Annotated in this window: 18 protein-coding genes; 9 read left to right on the plus strand and 9 right to left on the minus strand. The window is 73.1% G+C overall.

All coding sequences use genetic code 11. The features are described 5' to 3' along the window. Positions 1–58 precede the first annotated feature (58 nt). Positions 59–760, plus strand: coding sequence for a GNAT family N-acetyltransferase (locus ACFKCF_RS27255; protein ID WP_394497859.1), 702 nt, complete (start codon positions 59–61; stop codon positions 758–760). 3 nt (positions 761–763) lie between these two features. On the opposite strand, the gene sigJ is transcribed toward ACFKCF_RS27255, so the two are convergent. Beyond that, complete coding sequence (sigJ, locus tag ACFKCF_RS27260) at positions 764–1,654, minus strand: RNA polymerase sigma factor SigJ (protein ID WP_394497991.1); 891 nt, start codon at positions 1,652–1,654, stop codon at positions 764–766. A 130-nt stretch (positions 1,655–1,784) separates the two neighbouring features. Here sigJ and ACFKCF_RS27265 point away from each other — a divergent pair, with 130 nt between their 5' ends. After that, positions 1,785–3,080 (plus strand): FAD-binding oxidoreductase, encoded by a 1,296-nt coding sequence (locus ACFKCF_RS27265; protein ID WP_394497861.1) that lies wholly within the window; start codon positions 1,785–1,787, stop codon positions 3,078–3,080. Between the two features lie 23 nt (positions 3,081–3,103). On the opposite strand, the gene ACFKCF_RS27270 is transcribed toward ACFKCF_RS27265, so the two are convergent. The 3 genes from ACFKCF_RS27270 to ACFKCF_RS27280 all read right to left on the minus strand — a co-directional run bounded on the left by ACFKCF_RS27270 (position 3,104) and on the right by ACFKCF_RS27280 (position 6,101). Next, a complete protein-coding gene (locus ACFKCF_RS27270) occupies positions 3,104–4,336 on the minus strand; it encodes a S1C family serine protease (protein WP_394497863.1) in 1,233 nt (410 codons plus the stop codon). Positions 4,337–4,487: 151 nt separating this feature from the next. Further along, positions 4,488–4,919, minus strand: a complete 432-nt coding sequence (locus ACFKCF_RS27275; protein ID WP_394497993.1) for a TetR/AcrR family transcriptional regulator C-terminal domain-containing protein — start codon at positions 4,917–4,919, stop codon at positions 4,488–4,490. 60 nt (positions 4,920–4,979) lie between these two features. After that, a complete protein-coding gene (locus ACFKCF_RS27280; RefSeq protein ID WP_394497864.1) occupies positions 4,980–6,101 on the minus strand; it encodes a cobalamin-independent methionine synthase II family protein in 1,122 nt (373 codons plus the stop codon). A 266-nt stretch (positions 6,102–6,367) separates the two neighbouring features. Here ACFKCF_RS27280 and ACFKCF_RS27285 point away from each other — a divergent pair, with 266 nt between their 5' ends. From ACFKCF_RS27285 to ACFKCF_RS27295, 3 genes are all read left to right on the plus strand, one after another. Beyond that, complete coding sequence (locus ACFKCF_RS27285; protein ID WP_394497866.1) at positions 6,368–7,024, plus strand: L-2-amino-thiazoline-4-carboxylic acid hydrolase; 657 nt, start codon at positions 6,368–6,370, stop codon at positions 7,022–7,024. A 117-nt stretch (positions 7,025–7,141) separates the two neighbouring features. Beyond that, complete coding sequence (locus ACFKCF_RS27290; RefSeq protein ID WP_394497867.1) at positions 7,142–8,587, plus strand: MFS transporter; 1,446 nt, start codon at positions 7,142–7,144, stop codon at positions 8,585–8,587. A 24-nt stretch (positions 8,588–8,611) separates the two neighbouring features. Continuing rightward, positions 8,612–10,033 carry a serine hydrolase domain-containing protein gene (locus ACFKCF_RS27295; protein WP_394497869.1) on the plus strand — a complete coding sequence of 474 codons (1,422 nt, stop codon included), beginning with the start codon at positions 8,612–8,614 and terminating at the stop codon, positions 10,031–10,033. Positions 10,034–10,811: 778 nt separating this feature from the next. On the opposite strand, the gene ACFKCF_RS27300 is transcribed toward ACFKCF_RS27295, so the two are convergent. The 4 genes from ACFKCF_RS27300 to ACFKCF_RS27315 form a co-directional block, all read right to left on the minus strand. Continuing rightward, entirely contained in the window at positions 10,812–11,618 is an 807-nt protein-coding gene (locus tag ACFKCF_RS27300) for an N-acetylmuramoyl-L-alanine amidase (protein ID WP_394497870.1), read from the minus strand. A gap of 347 nt (positions 11,619–11,965) precedes the next feature. Further along, complete coding sequence (locus tag ACFKCF_RS27305) at positions 11,966–13,183, minus strand: winged helix-turn-helix domain-containing protein (RefSeq protein ID WP_394497872.1); 1,218 nt, start codon at positions 13,181–13,183, stop codon at positions 11,966–11,968. Between the two features lie 41 nt (positions 13,184–13,224). Further along, positions 13,225–13,665, minus strand: a complete 441-nt coding sequence (locus tag ACFKCF_RS27310) for a hypothetical protein (protein ID WP_394497874.1) — start codon at positions 13,663–13,665, stop codon at positions 13,225–13,227. 64 nt (positions 13,666–13,729) lie between these two features. After that, the gene (locus ACFKCF_RS27315; RefSeq protein ID WP_394497876.1) at positions 13,730–15,214 is read right to left on the minus strand and encodes a PLP-dependent aminotransferase family protein; all 1,485 of its coding nucleotides are present in this window, start codon (positions 15,212–15,214) and stop codon (positions 13,730–13,732) included. Positions 15,215–15,338: 124 nt separating this feature from the next. Here ACFKCF_RS27315 and ACFKCF_RS27320 point away from each other — a divergent pair, with 124 nt between their 5' ends. Both ACFKCF_RS27320 and ACFKCF_RS27325 read left to right on the plus strand, forming a co-directional pair. After that, the gene (locus ACFKCF_RS27320; RefSeq protein ID WP_394497878.1) at positions 15,339–16,217 is read left to right on the plus strand and encodes an NAD-dependent epimerase/dehydratase family protein; all 879 of its coding nucleotides are present in this window, start codon (positions 15,339–15,341) and stop codon (positions 16,215–16,217) included. 86 nt (positions 16,218–16,303) lie between these two features. Further along, positions 16,304–16,585 (plus strand): hypothetical protein, encoded by a 282-nt coding sequence (locus tag ACFKCF_RS27325; protein WP_394497879.1) that lies wholly within the window; start codon positions 16,304–16,306, stop codon positions 16,583–16,585. A gap of 19 nt (positions 16,586–16,604) precedes the next feature. On the opposite strand, the gene ACFKCF_RS27330 is transcribed toward ACFKCF_RS27325, so the two are convergent. After that, entirely contained in the window at positions 16,605–17,600 is a 996-nt protein-coding gene (locus ACFKCF_RS27330; RefSeq protein ID WP_394497880.1) for a LuxR C-terminal-related transcriptional regulator, read from the minus strand. Between the two features lie 119 nt (positions 17,601–17,719). On the opposite strand from ACFKCF_RS27330, the gene ACFKCF_RS27335 reads away from it, so the two are divergent. Both ACFKCF_RS27335 and ACFKCF_RS27340 read left to right on the plus strand, forming a co-directional pair. Further along, positions 17,720–18,832, plus strand: a complete 1,113-nt coding sequence (locus ACFKCF_RS27335) for a hypothetical protein (protein WP_394497881.1) — start codon at positions 17,720–17,722, stop codon at positions 18,830–18,832. A gap of 162 nt (positions 18,833–18,994) precedes the next feature. Beyond that, entirely contained in the window at positions 18,995–20,638 is a 1,644-nt protein-coding gene (locus ACFKCF_RS27340; RefSeq protein ID WP_394497883.1) for a sensor histidine kinase, read from the plus strand. Positions 20,639–20,671: the final 33 nt, after the last annotated feature.

Here is a 20,671-nt window from a genome sequence, read left to right on the forward strand (position 1 = left end):
TCCTCAGGGAAGGGAAACGCATTTGCTGAGCGCTCACGTGCATGCCTATCTCAGGTCGATGGCGGGGGACCGGGCGGTCCGGTCCGGGCCGTTCACCATCAAGTTCGACGAGCACGACGACGCGCTCCCGTTCAACTACGCCATTCCCGACGACGATGCCGCGCCCACGGCGGACGAGGTCGCCGCGCTGATCGAGGCGTTTCGCGCGCGGGCCAGGACGCCCCGCCTGGAATACGTGCCGCAGGTGTCCCCGAAGGTCGAGGACGCGCTGCTCGCGGCCGGGTTCACCCAGGAGGGGCGCTACCCGCTGCTGGTGTGCCCGCCGGACGAGGTGGTGGAGCGGCCGGTGGACGTACGGGTCGCGCTCGTGACCGAGGACGCCGACCTCTGGCAGGTCGCGCGGGTGATGAACGAGGCGTTCGACGCGCCGGAGCCCACCGAGCACGACATCGCGCGGTTCCGGCGGGTCCTCGACGGCGGCGGCCTGATCGCCGCCGCCTTCGACGCCGGGGAGGCCGTCGGCGCCGGGCAGCTCGGCCGCCCGCACCAGGGGGTCGCCGAGGTCGCGGGCATCGCGGTGCTGCCCTCGCACCGGCGGCGCGGCATCGCGGGCGCGGTCACGGCGCTGCTGACCCGCGAGGGTGCGGGCGCCGGGGTCTCGGCCCCCTTCCTGACCCCGGCCGACGACGGCGCCGCGCGGGTCTACGCCCGCGTCGGCTACAGCAAGGTCGGCGAGGCCCTCTACATCTCCCTGCGCTGACGCTCACTCGGCCGGCGCGCTCAGGTCGAGCAGGGCGAGGCGCTCCGGGTCGGTGAGGAGCTCCACCGCGACGATCCTGCCGTCGGTGACCGTGAAGCCGAGCACCGACCGGGGCCGGCCGTTCTCCCTGCTGACGAGCCCGACGGCGCCGTTGACCAGCACCGGCTCCACCGTGTAGGCGCGGCTGAACCGCCGGAAGCTCGCCGCCTCGCCGGCCACGGCCGCCGCGCCGACGATCGTCCGCATCCCGCCCGCGGCCGCGGCTCCCACGTCCACGCGCATCACCACGTCCGGATCGAGGATGCCGAGCAGCGCCTCGAAGTCGCCGTCGCGTGAGGCGGCCAGGAAGGCGTCCACGACCTGGCGCTGCCGGCTCGGGTCCGGGTCGGGCGGCGGGACCGTCCCCCGTACGCGCTGCCGGGCCCGGCTCGCGAGCTTCTTGGCCGTCGCGGGAGTGCGGTCCACGATCGGGGCGACCTGCTCGAACGGCACCCCGAACATGTCGTGCAGCACGAACGCCAGCCGCTCCGCGGGGCTGAGCGACTCCAGCACCACGAGCAGCGCCAGCCCGACCGAGTCGGCGATCAGCGCCTGCTGCTCGGGGTCGCCCCCGTGCTCGGGGCTGACGATCGGGTCGGGCAGCCGCTGCTCCAGCGGGGCCTCGCGCCGTGACGTACGCGTGCGCAGCATGTCGAGGCAGACCCGGCCGACGACCGTGGTGAGCCAACCCCCCAAATTGTCGATCTCACCCGAGTCCGTACGGCTGAGCCGCAGCCACGACTCCTGGACAGCGTCCTCGGCCTCGGTCAGGGAGCCGAGCATCCGGTAGGCCACCGCCTTGAGATGGGTGCGGTGCTCCTCGAACCGGTCGGCAAGAAAGTCGTCGGCGTCCACGGTCACATCCTCGATCAGGGCTTTTACCTTCATGACGGCGCAGCTCCGCCAAAGGTGACCGCAGATCGCGGTCACCTTCTCGTCCCCCGCTCCGTCATAGCCCCGGACGACCTCAGAAACAGGAGAGATGATGACACTCAACGAATTGCGGAACGCCGTGCAGGGCGAGGTGCTGCTGCCGGAGGACGGCGGGTTCGACGCGGCCGCCAAGGCGTGGAACCTGACGGTCGCCCAGCCGGTGGCCGCCGTGGTCACGGCCGAGGACGCCGACGACGTGGCCGCCCTCGTGCGTTACGCCCGCAAGACCGGCCTCACGGTGGCGGCCCAGCCCAACGGCCACGGCGCCTCCGGTGCCACCGACGGCGTGATCCTGCTGCGTACGGGGCGCCTGAACGCCGTCGATGTGGACGCCGGGCAGCGCGTGGCCAGGGCGGGCGCGGGCGCCCGGTGGGGTCAGGTGCTCCAGGAGGCCGGGCCGCACGGCCTGACCGGGCTGGCCGGCAGCATGCCGGCCATCAGCGTGGTCGGCTACACGCTGGGCGGCGGGCTGTCCTGGTTCGGCAGGAAGTACGGCTGGGCCTCGGACTCCGTGCGGGCCTTCGACGTCGTGGACGCCGACGGCGACCGGTCCCGGGTGACCGCCGGCTCCGACCCGGACCTGTTCTGGGCCCTGCGGGGCGGCGGGGGCGACTTCGCGCTGGTGACCGCCGTGGAGTTCGACCTGCACCCGGCGCCGCAGCTGTACGGAGGGCGCGTGATGTGGCCGGGCGCGCGGACCGCGGAGGTGTTCGAGGCCTACCGGCGGATCACCGAGAACGCGCCGGACGAGCTGTCGGTCTGGTTCAACCGGGTCCAGCTCCCTGACGGGCCGCCGATGGTGGCCGTGGACGCCGCCTACCTGGGCGACGCCGCCGAGGGCGCCGCGCTGCTGGCCGCCCTGGACAAGATCGACGGAGCCGTCGTGGACAAGCGGGCCGCGCTGCCGGTCGCGAACCTGGCCGACATCACCGCCGAGCCGACCGACCCGGCTCCCGCCATGGCCCGTGCCGAGCTGCTGACGGAGCTGGACGAGGCGGTCCTGCTCGACGCGCCGCTGGCGCCGCTGCTCGGGCTCCAGGTGCGGCACCTGGGTGGCGCGCTGGCCGAGGAACGGGCCGGGGCCGGTGCCCGGGGCGCGGTCGCGGAGCCGTACCTGCTCTATCTGATCGGGCTCGGGCTGCCGCACCTCAAGGACGCGGTGGCCGCCAAGCGGGCCGAGCTGGTCGGGGAGCTGCGCATCAGCGGGCGCAAGCCGTACACGTTCCTGACGGCGGGGGAGCGGGCGGCGGACGCGTTCGACGAGGGGACTCTGGCCCGGCTGCGCGAGCTCAAGCGCGCCCGCGACCCGCAGGGCGTCTTCCGCGCGAACTTCCCGGTCGGTGCCTGACCGGGAAGCTCGCGGGAGCCGGATTACTTCTTCTCCTCCATGGTCACGGTCACGGTGTCGGTCTTGCCGTCGCGCTGGTACGTGACCGGCACCTGCTGGCCCACCTTGAACCCGCGGACCTGCCCCACCACCGTGTCGCCACCGGAGACCGCCGTGTTACCGATCTTGGTGATCAGGTCCCCCTGCTTCAGCCCGGCCTTCTCGGCCGGGCTGCCGGCGCTCACCTGGCGCACCAGCGCGCCGGGCACGTCGCCGGTGGCGTCGGTGACGCTCACCCCGAGGAAGGCGTGGGTCACCTTGCCCTGGCTGATGAGCTGATCGGAGACCTGCTTGGCGGTGTTGACGGGGATCGCGAAGCCGAGGTTGACGCCGTCGGCGGCGACCGCGCTGTTGATGCCGACCAGCTCGCCGGCCGCGTTCACCAGGGCGCCGCCGGAGTTGCCCGGGTTGATCGCCGCGTCCGTCTGGATCATGCCGCCGAGCGTGGTCGGCTCCTCCGCCTGGCTCTGCTGCTGCCCGCCCCAGCCCGGCGGGAGCTGCTGGTCGCCCCGGCCGCCACTCCCGGCGGTCACGGTACGGTCGAGCGCGCTGATGATGCCCGACGTCACCGTCCCGTCCAGGCCGAGCGGGCTGCCGATGGCCAGTACGTCGTCCCCCACCTTGAGCTGGTCGCTGTCGCCCAGCGTGACCTTGGCCAGCCCCGAGACGCCCTCGGCCCGGATGACGGCGAGGTCGGTGGCCGGGTCGGTGCCGACCACGGTGGCCTTGGCCGTCTTGCCGTCGCTGAACTTCACCGTCAGCTGCCTGCCCTGCCCGCTCACCACGTGGTTGTTGGTGAGGATCAGCCCGTCCTCCGACAGCACCACGCCGGAGCCCTCGGCGGACTGCCCCTGGATCATCACGACCGACGGCTGTACCTTCTCCGCCACCTGCGCGATCGTGAGCTGGCCGGAGGCCGTTCGGAAGGCCGGGCTCGCCACGGTCTTGGTCACTGTCGGGACCGGCTGCCCGGCACCGGCGACGTAGGCGCCGACGGCGCCGCCCCCGAGCGCAGCCGCCGTCAGCGCCGTGAACGCCGCGAGCGCCAGCCCGGCGACCGCCTTGCGCGTGAGCACGAACCCGGCCCGCCGCGGCTGCGGCGGCGGAGGAGGCGGCAGCACCGGCCCGGGCCGGGTGAAGGTCCCGGTGGTGGGCGGGGTGTCTCCGAACTGGCTCCAGCCGCCGGCCCTGTCCTCGCGAGGCGTGTTCGCGTCCATGTCATCTCCTAGAGTCCCGATGACACAAGCGTGACGAACGGCGGGTAAGTCCTGCTTAAGGCCAAGATCCCGGCACCCGGCCCACCCTGACGCGCGCCTTATCGCCGCAGGCCGCGACGGTCCCGCCACGGCCGGAACAGGCCGAAAAAATCTAGCCGGCCATCGCCGCGATGCCCGACGTCAGCATGGCGATCACCGACTCGAACAGCTCGTCGGGCGGCTCCGCCGCGGCCTCCCCGGCCAGGCGCCGCAGGTGCGGCGGCTTCGCCGAGGCCGCCGGCGCCGTCCAGCTCGCCGGGTCGGCGCCGGCGGGCGGATTGTCGTGCCAGGAGTCCCACATCTCGGCGAACCCGGCGACCTGGAGCACGGTGATCGTCCAGGCCCGGTACGCGGCCTGCGGCCCCAGCCCGATGTCCAGGAAGAAGCCCACGAGCGTGTCGTCGGCGCTCAGGTGGCCGGACGCCACCAGGTAGGTGAGGTCCTCCGTGCGGGCCAGGGCCAGCATGCCGCGGTGCGAGCGGTACCAGCCCCGCAGCTCCCTGCAGTAGTGGCCCAGGCTCTCCTGCCAGCGCGCCGGGTCCAGGAGCGGCTGCGGCCGCCGGGGCGGTCATGTTCGCCACGCTGTCGCTGTTCGCCTGAGCGGTCAGCCCCAGACCTTCCTGGCGGTGTCCGCGACGAGCTCCAGCTTGCGGCGCTCGTCGTCCACCGTGAGCAGGTTGCCCCTGGCGGTGGAGGCGAAGCCGCACTGCGGGCTGATCGCGAGGTTCTCCAGCGGCACGTACTTGGCGGCCTCGTCGATGCGGCGGCGCAGCTCGTCCTGGGACTCCAGCTGCGGCGTCTTGGAGGAGACGAGCCCGAGCACGACGGTGGTGCCCTGGGGGATGAAGCGCAGCGGCTCGAACCCGCCGGCCCGGTCCGTGTCGTACTCGAGGAGGAACCGGTCCACCGGCACCTCCCCGAACAGCCGCTCGGCGATCGGCTCGTAGCCGCCCTTGGACATCCACGCGCTGCGGTTGTTCCCCCTGCAGATGTGCATGCCCACTGTGACCTGCGGGTTCATGCTCTTGGTCGCGCGTACCAGCTCGGCGTCCACCGAGATCGTCGAGTCGAGGATGGCCTCCGGGGCGGGCGCGTGGGGCCCGAAGAGACGGTGGCGGAACTCCGGGTCGATGATGTGGTTGTAGCCCAGCGAGTCGAGCTGGATCCAGTTGACGCCCCGGTCCAGCAGGCCCTTGATCTCGTTGATCCGCAGGGCGACGAGGTCGCGCATCATGTCGCCGGGCGTGGGATAGGCGGCGTCGCTGAGGCCCGGCCGCCACAGCAGGTTCCCCATCGACGAGCTCATCATGGTGATCTTGAACTGGCCGGGAGCGTGCCGGGCGAGGAAGTCCGCCTCGACGGCGGTCAGGCCGGACTGCTGGGTGAGCCTGCCGCTCACGGCCACCATCCGGAAGGAGGTCTCCTCGGGCGGCGGCATCGTGCCGTCGTCGCGGAACCAGGCGGAGCTGGGCACCTCCACGGGCTCGACCCCGCCGAGCGACTCCAGCAGGCCGGCCATCCAGGTGGCCCGCCGTACCTCGCCGTCGGTGAAGACCTCCATCCCGGCCTCGCGCTGGACGTCGATGGCGGCCAGCGCCGCTTCGTCCTCCAGCCGCGCCAGCTCCTCGGCGCTCAGCTCGCCGCGCTCGCGCGCCTCCCGGGCCCGCAGCAGCTCGGGCGGGCGCAAGAGGCTGCCGACATGTTCGGCGTGGTGGTTCGCGGGCATACTTCCTCCTCGGTGTTCAGGGGCGCGGGACGTCCGATGGGGGTCCGCGTCGGCCGTGGGTTCGGTGTGCAACAGCCACTCTCCGCCGCCCGGCGGGTGCCGTCCAGGGCCTAGACTGGCCGGGACAACATCAACTCAAGCTTGTCAGCGCCTGGTAGGTCGGTGGAGCGCGCTGGCGTGCTCGCTCGGTCGCGAGCACGGCCAGGCACGCCTCCGGGCGAGATCGCGGCCGTGTACGGACCGAGCACCGTACCGAAAGGACCGCAATGTCCACCGACCAGTTCGGGCTCACCGACGGCGACTACGTTCCCGACCCCGATCGCGACACCGCCCTTCTCCTCGACGGTTTCTACGACCACCTCGCCCGCGAGCACGGCGATCTCGTGGCCGCCATGCGGGCGCGTCACGAGGAGCTCGAGGCGGCGAACCGGCACCTGATCGTCGACGAGCCCGCCCGCCACAACCTGCGTATGACCCTGGCCCTCGTGGCCGCGTACGAGCTGCTGTCGCCCAGGCTGGGACGGCCGGCGACGATCGACGCCGTGCGCGCGGCGTTCGTCGAGCCGCTCGGCGAGGCCACCCGGCAGGGCACCCGGGCCATGCTGGACACCGCTCCCGACCCCTTCCTGGCCATGGTGGCGGTGTCCAAGTCGCGGGAGGAGCACGCGTTCGGCAAGGGGTTCCTCTTCGACCGGCCGGCCGACGACGACCGGCGCTACCACGTCGACGTCCGCCGCTGCTTCTACCACGACGTGCTGACCGCCAACGGGGCCCCCGGGCTGACCCCGGTCATGTGCGCGTTCGACGCCAACTGGATCGAGGCCATCGAGCCCGACAGGCACGGCTTCGGATTCGAGCGCCGCACCACCATCGGCCTGGGCGGCAGCCACTGCCCGTTCCACTTCACCCGCAACCGGGACTGACCTGGTAGGCGGGCCCGCGTCCGATCGTGGGCCCGCCCACGGGTTGCGCACGCCTCTCCCTCATGCGTACAGTGTTCGCATAGTGAGGACGACGTACTCGCGGCCTGGGAGGGTTTGATGCAAGCACGTGATTCGCGCCGCTGGCTGATCCTGGTGGTGCTGTGTCTCAGCACGCTCGTGCTGGTGATCGACAACATGGTGCTCTCGGTGGCGATCCCGCCGCTGACCGCCGAGCTGGGCGCCAGCGCGCAGGACATCCAGTGGATCCTGGACTCCTACATCCTGGTCTTCGCCGGGTTGCTGCTGACGGCGGGCAGCCTGTCCGACCGGTTCGGCAGGCGCAGGGTCATGGTCATCGGGCTGGCCCTGTTCGGGGTGGCCTCGCTGGCGGCCGCCTACGCCGCCGATCCGGCGACGCTGATCGCCGCCCGTACGGTGATGGGCATCGGTGGCGCGCTCATCATGCCGAGCACCCTGTCGATCCTGATCACCGTGTTCGACGAGCAGGAGAGGCGCAAGGCGATGGCCGCCTGGAGCGCGGTCGCCATGGTCGGCCTGGTCGGCGGGCCGGTGCTGGGCGGCGCGCTGATCGCGTGGTTCTGGTGGGGCGCCGTCTTCCTGATCAACGTGCCGATCGCGGCGCTGGCCATCGTCGCCTCGCTGGTGCTCATGCCCGAGTCCAAGGGGCCGCAGACCAGGCCCGACCCGATCGGCGCCGTGCTGTCGGTGGCCGGCATGTCGGCCCTGGTCTGGACGATCATCGAGCTGCCGCACGGGCTGTCGGTGCCGGCGCTGGCCGTGGCGGTCGTCGCGCTCGCCGGGTTCGTGATCTGGGAGCTGCGCACGCCGCACCCCATGGTCCCGCTCAGCCTGTTCCGCAACCGCACCTTCAGCGGCGGCAGCTTCTCGCTCACCCTGGTCCAGATCGGCAACGGCGGCCTGCTGCTGGTGCTCACCCAGTACCTGCAGTACGTCCTCGGCTACACGCCCACCGAGTCGGGCCTGGCCTTCATCCCGATGGCCGTCGCCTCGCTGGCCTGCAACACCCTGGGCGCGACCCTCGGCGCGCGGATCGGCAACCGTCAGCTGATCGTCACCGGGTTCGCCGTGAGCGCCGCCGGATTCGCCCTGCTGAGCACCCTCGACGCGTCGAGCGGCCTGGCCACCGCGGCCGTGGCGCTGCTCCTCATGGGCGCCGGCGGCGGCCTGGCCATGCCCGCCGCGGTCTCCGCCCTCATGGGCACGATCCCGGCCGAGCACGCCGGCGTCGGCTCGGCGCTGAACGACACCATCCAGCAGGCCGGCGCCGCCCTCGGCATCGCCGTCCTGGGCAGCGTGCTCGCCAGTGCCTACACCGCGGCCATGCCCGCGACCGCACCGGCGGCGGCCCGCCTCTCGATCGGGAACGCGCTCGGCCTCGGCGACGCCGGGATCGCGGCCGCCGCCCGCGACGCCTTCACCGCGGCCATGTCGTCCGCCTTCCTCATCAGCGCCGCCGGCGTGGTGGCGGCCGCCGTACTGGCCCTGCTGGTGATGCCCAAGAAGACCGTCCTGAGCAACTGACCTGACATTCGAAGGAGAGAGATCATGAACCTGAACTGGAACGCCACGGGCGACTTGGGCACGCTGGACTCGACCGGCCGCGGCTTCTACGTCGAGCACTGGCAGCGGCGGCTCGACGAGCTGTGCGCCGCCCACCACGTGCCCGGCGCGACCCTGGCCGTGCTGACCGGCGGGAACGTCCACGAATTGGCCACCGGCGTGCTGAACCGCGCCACCGGCGTGCCGATGACCCCCGACTCGGTGTTCCTGTCCGGCTCGATCGCCAAGGTCTACACCGCGACGCTGGTCATGCGGCTCGTCGGCGAGGGCCGGCTGGACCTGGACGCCCGGGTGGTGGACGTGCTGCCGGAGTTCGCCACTCCCGACGAGGAGGCCACCAAGGTGATCACCGTCCGGCAGTTGCTCAGCCACACCGGCGGGGTCACCAACGACTTCAACCACGACTCGGGCCGGGGCGACGACTGCCTGGCCAGGTACGTCGAGGCGGCCAGAGACGTGGCCCTGGACTGCCGGCCCGGCATGGCCGTCTCCTACGGCGGCCTCGGCTACGTCGTGCTCGGCCGCCTCGTCGAGGTGCTGACCGGCACGACCTGGGACCAGGCGCTGCGGGACCTGGTGTTCACGCCGCTCGGGCTCGAACGCTCCATGACGCTGCCGGAAGAGGCGCTGCGCTTCCGCGCGGCGATGAGCCACCTGGGGGAGCCGGGCCAGGACCCCGACCCGGCGCCCGTCTGGGACATGATGCCGCGCTCGGCAGGCCCGGCCGGGCGGATCATCACCTCGTCCGGCGACCTCGTCCGCTTCGCCCAGATGCACCTGGCCGGCGGCCTGGCCCCCGACGGCACGCGGGTCGTGTCCGCCGACGCGGTGGCGGCCATGCAACGGCGCGAGGTGGACGTCCCGGACAAGTGGACCGTCAGCGCGGACGGCTGGGGCCTGGGCTGGACCCTCTACGACTGGGACGGCGTCTTCGGCTACGGCCATGATGGGGCCGCCATCGGCCAGTACGCCTACCTGCGCGTCGTCCCGCAGGCCGGCTTGGCCGTCGCGCTCATGACCAACGGGGGCGGGGCCCGGCCGGTGTACGCCGCCCTGTTCCGCGAGCTGCTGGCCGAGCTGGCCGGGGTCCGCATGCCGGACGCGTTCGCCCCGCCCGCGCAGCCGCCCGTGGTGGACATGACGCCGTTGGTGGGCACGTACAAGCGGGAGGGCGTCGTCATCACGATCAGCCCGAACCGGATCCGGTACGAGTTCGTCGACGGCATGAAGGACCTGTCCCCGCCGCTGGAGGCCGATCTGACCCCGGTCTCGGACACGGTGTTCGCCGCCTCGGGCATCGGCGCGTCGTTCAGCGAGGACTACATGCCCGTCGTCTTCTCGACCCTGCCCGACGGGACCCTGGTGTGCTACGTCGGAATGCGCGCCACCCCAAAGGTCTCCGACTGAGCCCCGCCCAACACCCCATCCCGACAGCTGACACACCAGGGTCCCGCCGGGCTGCATCGGGGGGCCGCATCGGGCGGGCCGCATCGGGCCGCATAGGGCGGGCGGGCCGCACCCAGGCCACACCGGGCCGCATAGGGCGGGGCCCCAACCGGCCGCACCGGGCCGCACCGGGCCGCAACCGGCCGCATCGGGCCGGGTACGCCGGTGGGCGGCCGGTGCCTCCTGACCGCCGCCGCTTCGGACGCCCGCGTCGCTCCGCCCGGGCCCCTCCGCCTCGGACGCCCGCGTCGCTCCGCTCGGGCCCCTCCGCCTCGGACGCCCGCGTCGCTCCGCTCGGGCCCCTCCGCCTCGGACGCCCGGCCCGCTTCGCCCGCCACCCGCCAGACGCCCTCCATCGCAACGAGAAGTGACGCCCCCTCACCCGAGCTCCGCGCCATTGCCCCACCGGCTCGCCTGCCGCGGAGCTCTTGCTGCCGGCGCCCTTACCGCTGGACCGCCCAGCGTCGGGCGGCCTGCTGCCGAGGGTCGCCTGCCACTCCGAGGGGCACCTGCCGCCGACGGCCGCCTGCCACCGAGGGTCGCCTGCTCCTCCGTGGGGCGCCTGCCGCCGAGGGCCGCCGGCCATCCCGAGGGACGCATGCCGCCGGGAATCCTTGCGAATCAGGCCCCTGCCGCTGGGCCTGGGAGGTGGGCCCGGGCCGTCGGACGGCGGCGGTGGTGGGCCCGGACCGTCGGACGGTGGCGGGGCTGTCGGGGCGGCGGCGGGAGGTTGCGGCTGTCAGACGCGGAGCAGGGACGGCCAGGTTTTCGGGCCGACGACGCCGTCCGCGCCGATGCCCTCCGCCTGCTGGAAGCCGCGGACCAGCTCGACGAGCCCCGGGTCGCAGCGGGTGGACTTGAGCCAGTCCTCCAGCCCGACCTGCGCGTAAGCGGACACGGGAACCCGGCCCCGGGCGAACAGGCAGCCTCTGACGGTCTTGACGTCAAAGTTGTCGTCGCCCGGCCGGATCATGGGCAGTTGCTTCACGATCTCCTCCGTCCAGGATGGCTGAGGCGCCGGGGCGCCTTGGATGAGGGCGGCGACGGCCGCCCGGAAGTCGTTCATGTCGATGGAGTGGGGGTCCGGCTTGGAGGTGTTGACCTCCCGGTGCGCCTTCACGCGCGAGGCGGGCAGCCCGAACTCGCGGCACAACTCCGCGCACAGCCGGATGTAGGCGTCCTTCTGGACATCGGGCCAGGGCTGGGTGCCGTCGTTCTCCGCCTCGATGCCGAGGGAGGCGGAGTTGGTGTGCATCGTCGACGTCGAGGGGGCGTTGTGCCAGCAGCGTCCGGCGGCGATGACGTAGATGTGGCCGGATCTGCCGAGCCCGAACTGGGACAGCGGCCCGTCGAGGCCGGGGCGGCCGTCGCGGACCACCGCGAGCGACGGGTAGTCGCCGCCGCCGGCAGGGCCCGCCGTGTGGTGGCACACGATGCCCTGCACCTGGGGCTGCGGCCCGTGGCCGCGGGTCTGCCACCCGGCCACTTCGGTCACTGGGCATCCTGTGCGGCGGGCGACGTCGGCCAGCTGTGTCAGGTACGGCATGAGACCTCCCTCAAGCTTTTCGATGAGTCTCGCAACCGCCGATTAACGAAAAGTAGCCATATGATTGCGATATGTTATCACTGCAGGGTAAGCGGTAATTGCCTCGTTGATCGGCGCTCACGGCCGGATGGGGGGAGGCGACACGGCACCGTCGCGCGGGCGATGGGACGGGGGGCGTCGTCACTGGTCAGACGTCCTACGGGGATCCATCGCCGGGTGCTGCGGGCGGTGATGCGGTGGATGACTACGGCTCTCGTGGTGATGCATGGGCGGATGCTGACGGATCATTAGCATGCCCTACTTGCCCACGATCGAGGGAATCGAACGGGGATATGCGCGGCGGCCGTTCAGCCCGAGGCGGCCCGCCAGGTCGCCGGTACGGTGCCCGCGTAGGCGACCTCTCGGGCTCCCGCGAACGCGGCCAGCTCGGTCACCGCCGCCCCGACGGCCCGTACGGAGACCTTGTCGCCCGGGAATCCGGACTCCGGGAACAGGCCCTCGATCTCCAGCACCTGCTTGCGCCGGTCGAAGCGGGGCACGAGCCGGCCGATGAGCCGCTCGCCGTGCAGGATCGGCATGATGTAGTAGCCGTAGCGCCGCTTGTGCTTGGGTACGTACATCTCCGTACGGAACTCGAAGCCCCACAGCCGCTCGGTGCGCGCCCGGTCGCAGATGAGGTTGTCGAACGGCGACAGCAGCGTGGTGCGCGGCTGCCACTCGCGCTCCAGCAGCTCAAGGACGTCGCGGTGCACGTGCCAGCGCTCCGTGCCGCCCTCGACCTCGGCGGACACCACGCGGCCGGAGCGCTGGAGCTCGTCGAGGATCTCGGGCAGCTCGGGATAGCGGTCGCGGATGAAGTGGCGCTCGATGTCGGCCACGCGGGCCACGCCGAGGGCGCGCAGCGCGTGCTCGGCCGCCAGTGACACCGCCTCCCGCCGGGACAGCGGCGGGGCGTCGGCCCAGGCGGGCAGCCAGCGCTCGGCCAGGTCCCAGTGGCGCGTGCGGCCTGCCCGGCCCGCGACCATGATGCGGCCCTGGGACCACAGGAAGTCGAGCATCCGCTCGACGCTGCGGCCGTTGGTCCACCCGCTCGACTGCCAGGGCACGCTCGTGAGGTCGTCGAACGACCCCGGCGGCAGCGGCCCGGCCGTGCGTAAGCGGTCGAGGACGTGCTGCCGCAGCCCGTCGTTGGCCTCCATCCAGCCGCGGACCCGCTGCGCGTAGGGGGACTCGCCCTGCGCGTAGCCGCGCATCATGACGTGGTGGATCGGATAGTCCTCCGCCAGCACGATCGACGCGGCGTGCGCCCAGTATTCGAAGAGCCACCGCTCCTGCCACAGCAGCGTGTCGAGGTCGGCGCGGTCGTAGCCGCCGAGCCTGCTCCAGAGCACCAGGAAGTGGCTGCGGGCCACCGCGTCGATCGGGTCGAGCTGCAGGCACCGCAGCGTGCGCAGCACCTGCCGCAGCCCGTCGAGGCCGCCGCCGGGGCGCGGGCCGGCCAGGTGCTGGCACGTCACGGCCAGGCGTCGCGCGCTCTCCAGGCTGAGGACCAGCGGGTTCGGCATGGCAGGCAGTTTACTCGAAAACACGTTCGCACGAGACGTGATCAGATCATCTTCGACAGCGTCTCGGCGCCCAGGGCGACCAGCGTCACGGCCACCGAGACCAGGCCCACGACGAGGAACGGAACGGCCCTGGAATCGGCGCTGTTCGACCCCGCATATTCCTGTACGAATCTGGAGCAGACCGTGACGCAGCCGATGGCGCCCGTCACGATCACACCGGCGATGCTCGTCCCCCCGACCATGTCGGCGACCAGGAAGAAGTAGATCAGCTCGAAGACGACCAGCGTGATCGCCGTGACCGGTCCCCACTCCCGCCACGCCGAGCGGCGCCGCGCGGCGTCCGCCCCGGCCTGCCGCGCCATCCGCCGCCGCTGCCGTTGGGTCAGGCGCCGGCGCTGCTCCGGAGGCACCGACACGAATCTGCCCGCCTGCCGGCGGGCGCGCCTTCTCAGCCGCCGCTCACTCGTTCTGCTCGTGCCCATGTCCGCCTTTCCCCCGGGGGCCCGTGCTGATGGGAAAACGAATCAGTCGGCCGCGGGGTTCCGGTCAGAGCCCGCGCAGGCCGCGGACCAGCGCGTCGAGCGCGGCGGGGTAGGAGTGGGCCGGCGGCGTGGCGTACCCGACGACCAGCGACGGCGGGTGCCGGTCGCGGTCGCCGCGCATGTACTCGCCCAGCGGATGCACGTCGACCGAGGCCGCCCGCGCCGCCTCCACGGCGGCCCGCTCCGACGGCGCGGAGGGCAGTTCGAGCAGGGCGTGCAGGCCGGCGTCGATGCCGCGCACCCGGACGTCCGGCAGGCCGGATCGCACGGCCGCGACCAGCGTGTCCCGGCGCCGCTGGTAGCCGCGGCGCATCGTGCGCAGGTGGCGGTCGTAGTCGCCCAGCTCGATCATGCGCGCGAGGGCCAGTTGCTCCAGAGGCCGGGTCTCGCGCGCGCGGCGCTTGGCCTCCGCGAGCGGCTCCAGCAGCAGGGGCGGGCAGGCGATCCAGCCCAGCCGGACGGCGGGGCCGATGGTCTTGCTGGTCGAGCCCGCGTACACGATCCTGGAGGGGCGGCGGGACTGGAGCGCGGCGATGGGATGCCGGTCATAGCGAAACTCGCCGTCGTAGTCGTCCTCGACGATCCAGCCGAGGCTGTCGTCCGCCCATTCCAGCAGCTCGGAGCGGCGCTCCGGCGCCATGCTCACGCCCAGCGGAAACTGGTGCGCCGGCGTGCAGACGGCCACCTCGGCGCCCGAGTCGCGCAGCGCGTCCACGCGCATGCCCGAGGCGTCCACCGGGATGGGGGCGACGCGCAGCCGGCCGGCCAGGAGGCGGACGTGGTCGCCGATGGCCGGGTCCTCCATGCCCGCCGTACGCACGCCCAGCTCGGTGAAGACCTCCGCCAGCAGGCCGAGCGCCTGCGTGTACCCGGAGCAGACGACCAGGTTCGCGGGGTCGACCCGGACGCCGCGGGTCCGGCCGAGATACGACGCCAGCGCCGTGCGCAGCTCGATGCGCCCCCGCGGGTCGCCGAACCCGAACACCTCGGTCGGCGCCTCCCGCAGCACGTGCCGCATCGCACGGGCCCACGCCTCACGGGGGAACGCGTACGTGTCCGGCCGCCCGGGCCGCAGGTCGTGACGCGGTGAGCGGGTCTCCACCGGCCGCCCGGGCCGCGGGTCGTGAAGCGGTGAGCGAGCGTGCGTCGGTCCGTTCGGCGACTGGGCGCCGGAGCGGGCCTGCGTCGATACGTTCGGCACCTGGGCGCCGGAGCGGGCCGGGGGCTCCGCGGTGCCCGCCGCCACGCGGGTGCCCGAGCCCTGCCGCGCCGTCAGCCAGCCCTCGGCCACCAGCTGCTCGTACGCCTGCGTCACTGTCCCCCGCGACAGTCCCAGCTGGGAGGCGAGATCGCGGCTCGACGGCAGGCGCGTCCCGGCCACGAGCCGCCCGCCGCGGATCGCGGACCGCAGCGCCTCTTCCAGCGCCCTGCCACGAGAACCCCAGCCGGGCAGCTCCAGCAGGAGCTCGGGCCCGAGCGCGTCGGTCATGTGAATGGTCCAATTTTCCGGCCGATGACTGGACCATAATACTGGGACAGTTGTCTCCTAGCCTGGCCGTGTGAGCGTCGATCCACCCGACCGCCCACGCCGCCTAACGCAAGGAAACCTCCGCATGCACGTCTTCGTCGCCGGTGCCGCGGGCGCCATCGGCCGTTACCTCGTCCCCCGGCTGATCGAGGCCGGTCACCGCGTCACGGGCACCTCCCGTACCGACTCCGGCCTCGACCGGCTGCGCGCCCAGAGCGCCGGCGCCGTACGGCTGGACGTCTTCGACGCCGAGGCGGTCGCCCGCGCGGTGGCCGATGCCGCGCCCGACGCGATCGTCCACCAGCTCACCGCGCTGAACGGCGGCACCCCCGCGGACAACGGCCGCATCCGCAGGATCGGCACCCGCAACCTGGTCGACGCCGCCGAACGGGCCGGCGTGCGGCGCGTCGTCGCCCAGTCCATCGCCTGGGCGTACGAGGCGGGCGACGCCCCGGCCACGGAGGACACGCCGCTGGACGTGACCGCGCCCGCGCCGCGCTCGGGCGTGGTCGGCGGCGTCCAGGCGCTCGAAGAGGCCGTCGCGGAGCTGGACGAGCACGTCGTGCTGCGCTACGGCCTCTTCTACGGACCCGGCACGTGGTACCGGCCCGGCGGCCTCGTGGCGGACGTGCTGCGCAACGGCGGCCCCACCGGCGACCCGGCCTCGGTCTTCCTCAGCCGCCTGGCCGCCGACGACGCGGTCAGCTCGTTCGTGCACGTCGAGGACGCGGCCGAGGCCACCGTCGCCGCGCTGAGCTGGCCGAGCGGGACCGTCAACATCGTGGACGACGAGCCCGCCCCCGCCCGTCAGTGGCTGCCCGCGCTGGCCGCCGCCGTCGGGGCTCCCGCCCCCGCTCCCACCACCGGGCGGGCCGGCTGGCAGCGCGGCGCCGACAACGGCCTCGCCCGCTCGCTCGGCTGGAGGCCGCGGCACGCCACCTGGCGCACCGGGTTCGGAAGCTAGCTGACTCGTCTGTCCGGATGTGGCCGGACTCGCCCCCGGGCTCGCGCGCACCATGTTCCGGGTACGCGACATCGGGAGGTCCCAGCTTGCAACCGCCGCTCTTCCTGGAGACGGACCCGGCTGTGGAGGAGCCGGGCTTCGATCCGCCGGCTCTTCCTCAGGCACCTGGGCGCGACGCCGACCAGCTCGCGCGTTCGCGGCGGGCGCACTTCGCCCGGCGGCTCCTGGACGACTCCGACCTGACGGTGCTCGACGTGGCCCTCGCCTCGGGGTTCGGGAGCCTGCGGCAGTTCAACCGGACCAGCGCGAGGTGTTCCGCGCCGCGCCGTCCGACCTACGCGAGCGGCGGCACCGCGCCGCCCACCTGATGGCCCACGGCGACACCCTCTAATTCGCGCCCCACCAGCCGCGGCGGGCGGCGAGCAGCCCGGCCTGGAAGCGGGTACGGGCGCCGAGCCGGTCCATCAGCTCGCTGACCCGCCGGTGCACGGTCCGCAGGCTCACGCCGAGCTGGCGCGCGACCGCCTCGTCCTTGAGACCGGCCGCGAGCAGCGTGAACAGCTCCGGGTCGGGCAGCTCGGCCGGGCCGGAGGGGAGCGTCGCGAGCGGCTTGGCGGGCAGCGGCAACGCCGACCGCCACAGGACCTCGAACAGCGTGACCAGCGCGTCGAGCAGCGTCGAGGAGTGCACGATGACCGCGCTGTCGGCGTGCGAGGTCGCGGCCGTGCTCAGCGGCAGGATGGCGGTCTTCCGGTCGGCGATGGCCAGCTTCATGGGGACCTCGGGGCTGATCCTGGCCTGCTCGCCGGCGGCCACGGCCTCCTGGGCGAGGCGCAGCTTGCCGGGGATCTCCAGGGCCGCGGCGTCGTAGATGCCGCGCACCAGGAGGCCGTGCGCGAGGCGGTCCATCTCGGCGGCGTTCTGCCGGCCGGGGTCCTGCGCGTACGGCGGCCGGTCCAGCACCAGGAGCTCCTCGGTCGCGGTCTGCTGCAGCTGCGTGAACCGCTGCACCACCGCCGCCTGGCCCTGCACGACCTCGACCAGCTCCTCGGGGGCCTGGTTCTCCGTCCGCGGCGTCTCGGCGAGCAGCGCGAGGGCGGCCAGCCGCGCCTGTGCCAGCCCCTCCTCCCGGCGCGAGATCAGGGCGGCCACCGCGACGTCGGGCCGGGTCGGCAGGAACCGGACCGGACGGCCCGCCATGCGGCTGACCAGGCCCAGCGCCTCAAGCCGGGAGCAGGCCCGGCGCAGGGCCACCGTGGTGCGGCCGGTGTGCGCGGCCAGCTCGGGCAGCGTGGCGCGGGGCCGGCGCAGCAGGTCGCGGTAGATCCGCTCGTCCTCGGCGTCCACCCCGACGGCGGCAAGCGCGTTGTCATCCGTGTCCATGGTCGGCAAGTGTGTCAGATACCTGCAATGTCATAAATCCGCCTCCATACGCCCTGGCCCGTGCGATCCCGTCCCCGATAGGACGGATCCGTAAGTCCGGCCTGTTCGGGGAGGCAGTCTTGAAGAAGGCATTCACCATCGGAGTCGCGACCGCGCTGGCGGTCCTGTCTGCAGCCGGGCCCGCCGCCGCGGTGGACGAGCCCTTCGGCCGCTGGCGCCAGCCGGCCTGCGGGACCGTCACCGGCGACGGCTCGGTGACGTACACGCGTAATGACGGCAGGACGATCACGCCGACCAGCCAGGTGCTGCGGCCGATCGTCTACACCACCGGACTCGTCGCCCTCGACCGTCCTGACGAGCTGCTCGCCATGTCGAACAACGCGCTGCTGACCTCGAAGGACGCGGGCTGCACCTGGGCGACGGCCGGCAAGGTGAACGGCAGGAACATCGAGCTGGTCGCGGCCCGCGGCGGCCGCGCCTACGCCTGGGACCGTGACGGCAACCTCGCCCTCGCCACGTCCGGCGCCGTCACCCAGCTCACCTCACCCGCCGGTGAGGTGGCCGGGCTCGGCGTCGACCGCTACCGCGCCGACCGCCTGCGGGTCGCCGACGGCCGCGGGCAGCTGCATGAGTCGCGGGACGGCGGGCGCACCTGGCGGACCGTCGGGGCGCCCGCCTGGGCGCAGGGCGACCTCGTGCTGGTCTACACGGCGGTGTTCGACCCGTACGACCTGAACCACGTGGTGGTGGGCGGCTCCGACACCGGCGCCCGCGTCACCTTCGACGGCGGCCGGACCTGGACCGCCGCCACCGGCCTGAGCGGGACGGGCGGCAAGGTCAACGTGTTCAGCGCCGCGATCTCCCCGGCCGCCCCCAACGTCGTGTACGCGATGGGCCTCGACATCGCGGAGGCCGACGCGGGCGCGCCGTCCGGCGGGCGGCACATCTACCGCTCGTTCGACGGGGGCCGGCGCTTCGCCCCGGTCGTGGACCAGGGCAACGGGGTCACCATCCCCAACGGCCCGCTGCTCGCCCCCCACCCGACGGACCCGGGGGTGCTCTACTTCGACTTCGGCACGGGTTGGGCGGCGACCGGCACCGACCTCTACAAGTACGACGCCCGCCGCAACCGCGTCACCGTCAACCACAACGCCTACGACCGGGTCACCTCCATCGCCTTCAACCCGTCGAACCCCGGAGTGATGTACCTGGGGGTGGGCGAGGAGGTGTAGCCACCCGGCCGCGGGCGGTGGCTTGTCCTGGTTGCTGCTGAAGCGATTGGTTAAGGAGTGCTTGTCTGTTCTTGAAGATACCCCTGGTGCTACGGTGTGTGCCGTTCCCGATCGCATGCGTGAAAAGGGCACACCACCCCCCGCTCTGAGGACTCCCAGAACATGCAAGCAGACGTACCTCAACGGACGACACAGCGAAGGCTGTCCCCGAAGGAGCTGGCGGTCACGGCCTCCCTGGGCACGTTGATCGTCACGGCCGGCCTGTGGCTGTGGGCACTCCTGGCCGCCCCCGCCGGCGCCATGGGGCTGATGGCGGCCGCGGGCGGAGGCTCGGCCCTGTTGCTGACCGGCGCCGTCGGCGCGGCCGTGCATCACGCAGCCACCGCCCGCCAGCTGCGCGAGCAGGCCAGGTGGGCGGAGGCGCGCTACCTGTGGCTGCGCCGCGAGAACGCGCGGGTGGCAGAGGAGGCGCTGCCCGCGCTCGGGCGCCAGGTACGCGAGGGCGTGCCGCTCGCCGACGCGCTCGCCAGCGTGTCGCGGATGGTGGAGACCTCGGTGCAGCCGCTCGTCCAGGCGATCGGCAACGAGCTCGACCTGCTCCAGAGCGACCGCGCCGCCGCCCAGAAGGCACGCGCGGTCGCCGAGACCAACGCCCGCGCGGCCCGCCAGGCGATCGAGGACGAGATCTCGCGGCTGTCCGCCGAGAAGCTGCCCGAGCTCGTACGGCGGATCCGGACGGACCGGATGTCGGTCCGCGCGGCGCTGGCCGAGGTGGGCCAGCCCGCCTACGGCCCGCTGCGGGACCTGCTCGGCGAGACGGCGGAGCAGCTCGGCGAGAGCGAGCGCGGGGGCGCCGCGGTGATGGCCGCCTGCGCCGGCGCCGCAGCCCGGGTGCAGGCCCAGGCGACCAGCCTGCTCGCCCAGCTGCGCGGCCTGGAGGAGCAGTACGGCGAGCACGAGGAGATCCTCAGCGACCTGCTCGACCTCGACCACCGGGTCTCCCAGCTGAGCCGCCTGGCCGACAACATCGCCCTGCTGAGCGGCGGCCGGTCCGGGCGGCGGTGGACGCGGCCGATCGTCATGGAGAGCATCCTGCGCGGCGCCATGGGCCGCATCGGCGCCTACCGCCGCATCCGGCTCCACTCCACCAGCACCGTCGCCGTGGCCGGGTACGCCGCCGAAGGCGTGATGCACGCGCTGGCCGAGCTGATGGACAACGCCGCCACGTTCTCGGCGCACGGCACGGAGGTGCACGTGTACGCGGACGAGGAGGACGCCGGCGTGGTGATCACGATCGACGACAGCGGCCTCGGCATGCGGCCGCGCGAGCGGCAGCACGCGACCAAGCTCGTGTCCGAGCCGCTCGACCTGCGCACGCTCTCCGGCACCAGGCTGGGCCTCGCGGTCGTGGGGCGCCTGGTCGACAAGTACGGCCTCACGGTGAGCTTCCGGCCGTCGGCCCGCGGCGGCACCGGGGTCGTCGTGCTGATCCCGCGCGTACTGATCACGCAGCCCAGGACGGCGGCCGCCGAGCCACCGGCCGTGCCCGCCCAGGCCGCGCCGCCCGCGGAACTTGAGCCCGCGCAGGAGCATCCGACCGGCGAGGAGCTGCTGCCCCGGAGGCAGCGCGGGCAGACGCTGGCCGAGGCGATGAAGGCGCGGCAGTCGCCGGCGGCCCGGCCGGTGGCGCGCGAGGGGCGTGACTCGGCGGCCAGGTTCGCCGCGTTCCGCCAGGCGGGCGGCCGCAATCGGACGTCTCCTCCGGCCACCTCTCCGGCCACTTCTCCGGCCGCGGACGACGCGTGAGCACGCGCCGCCGGTCACCGGAACTTATCGGAT

Source organism: Nonomuraea sp. JJY05, from assembly GCF_043496855.1.
Classification (GTDB): domain Bacteria; phylum Actinomycetota; class Actinomycetes; order Streptosporangiales; family Streptosporangiaceae; genus Nonomuraea.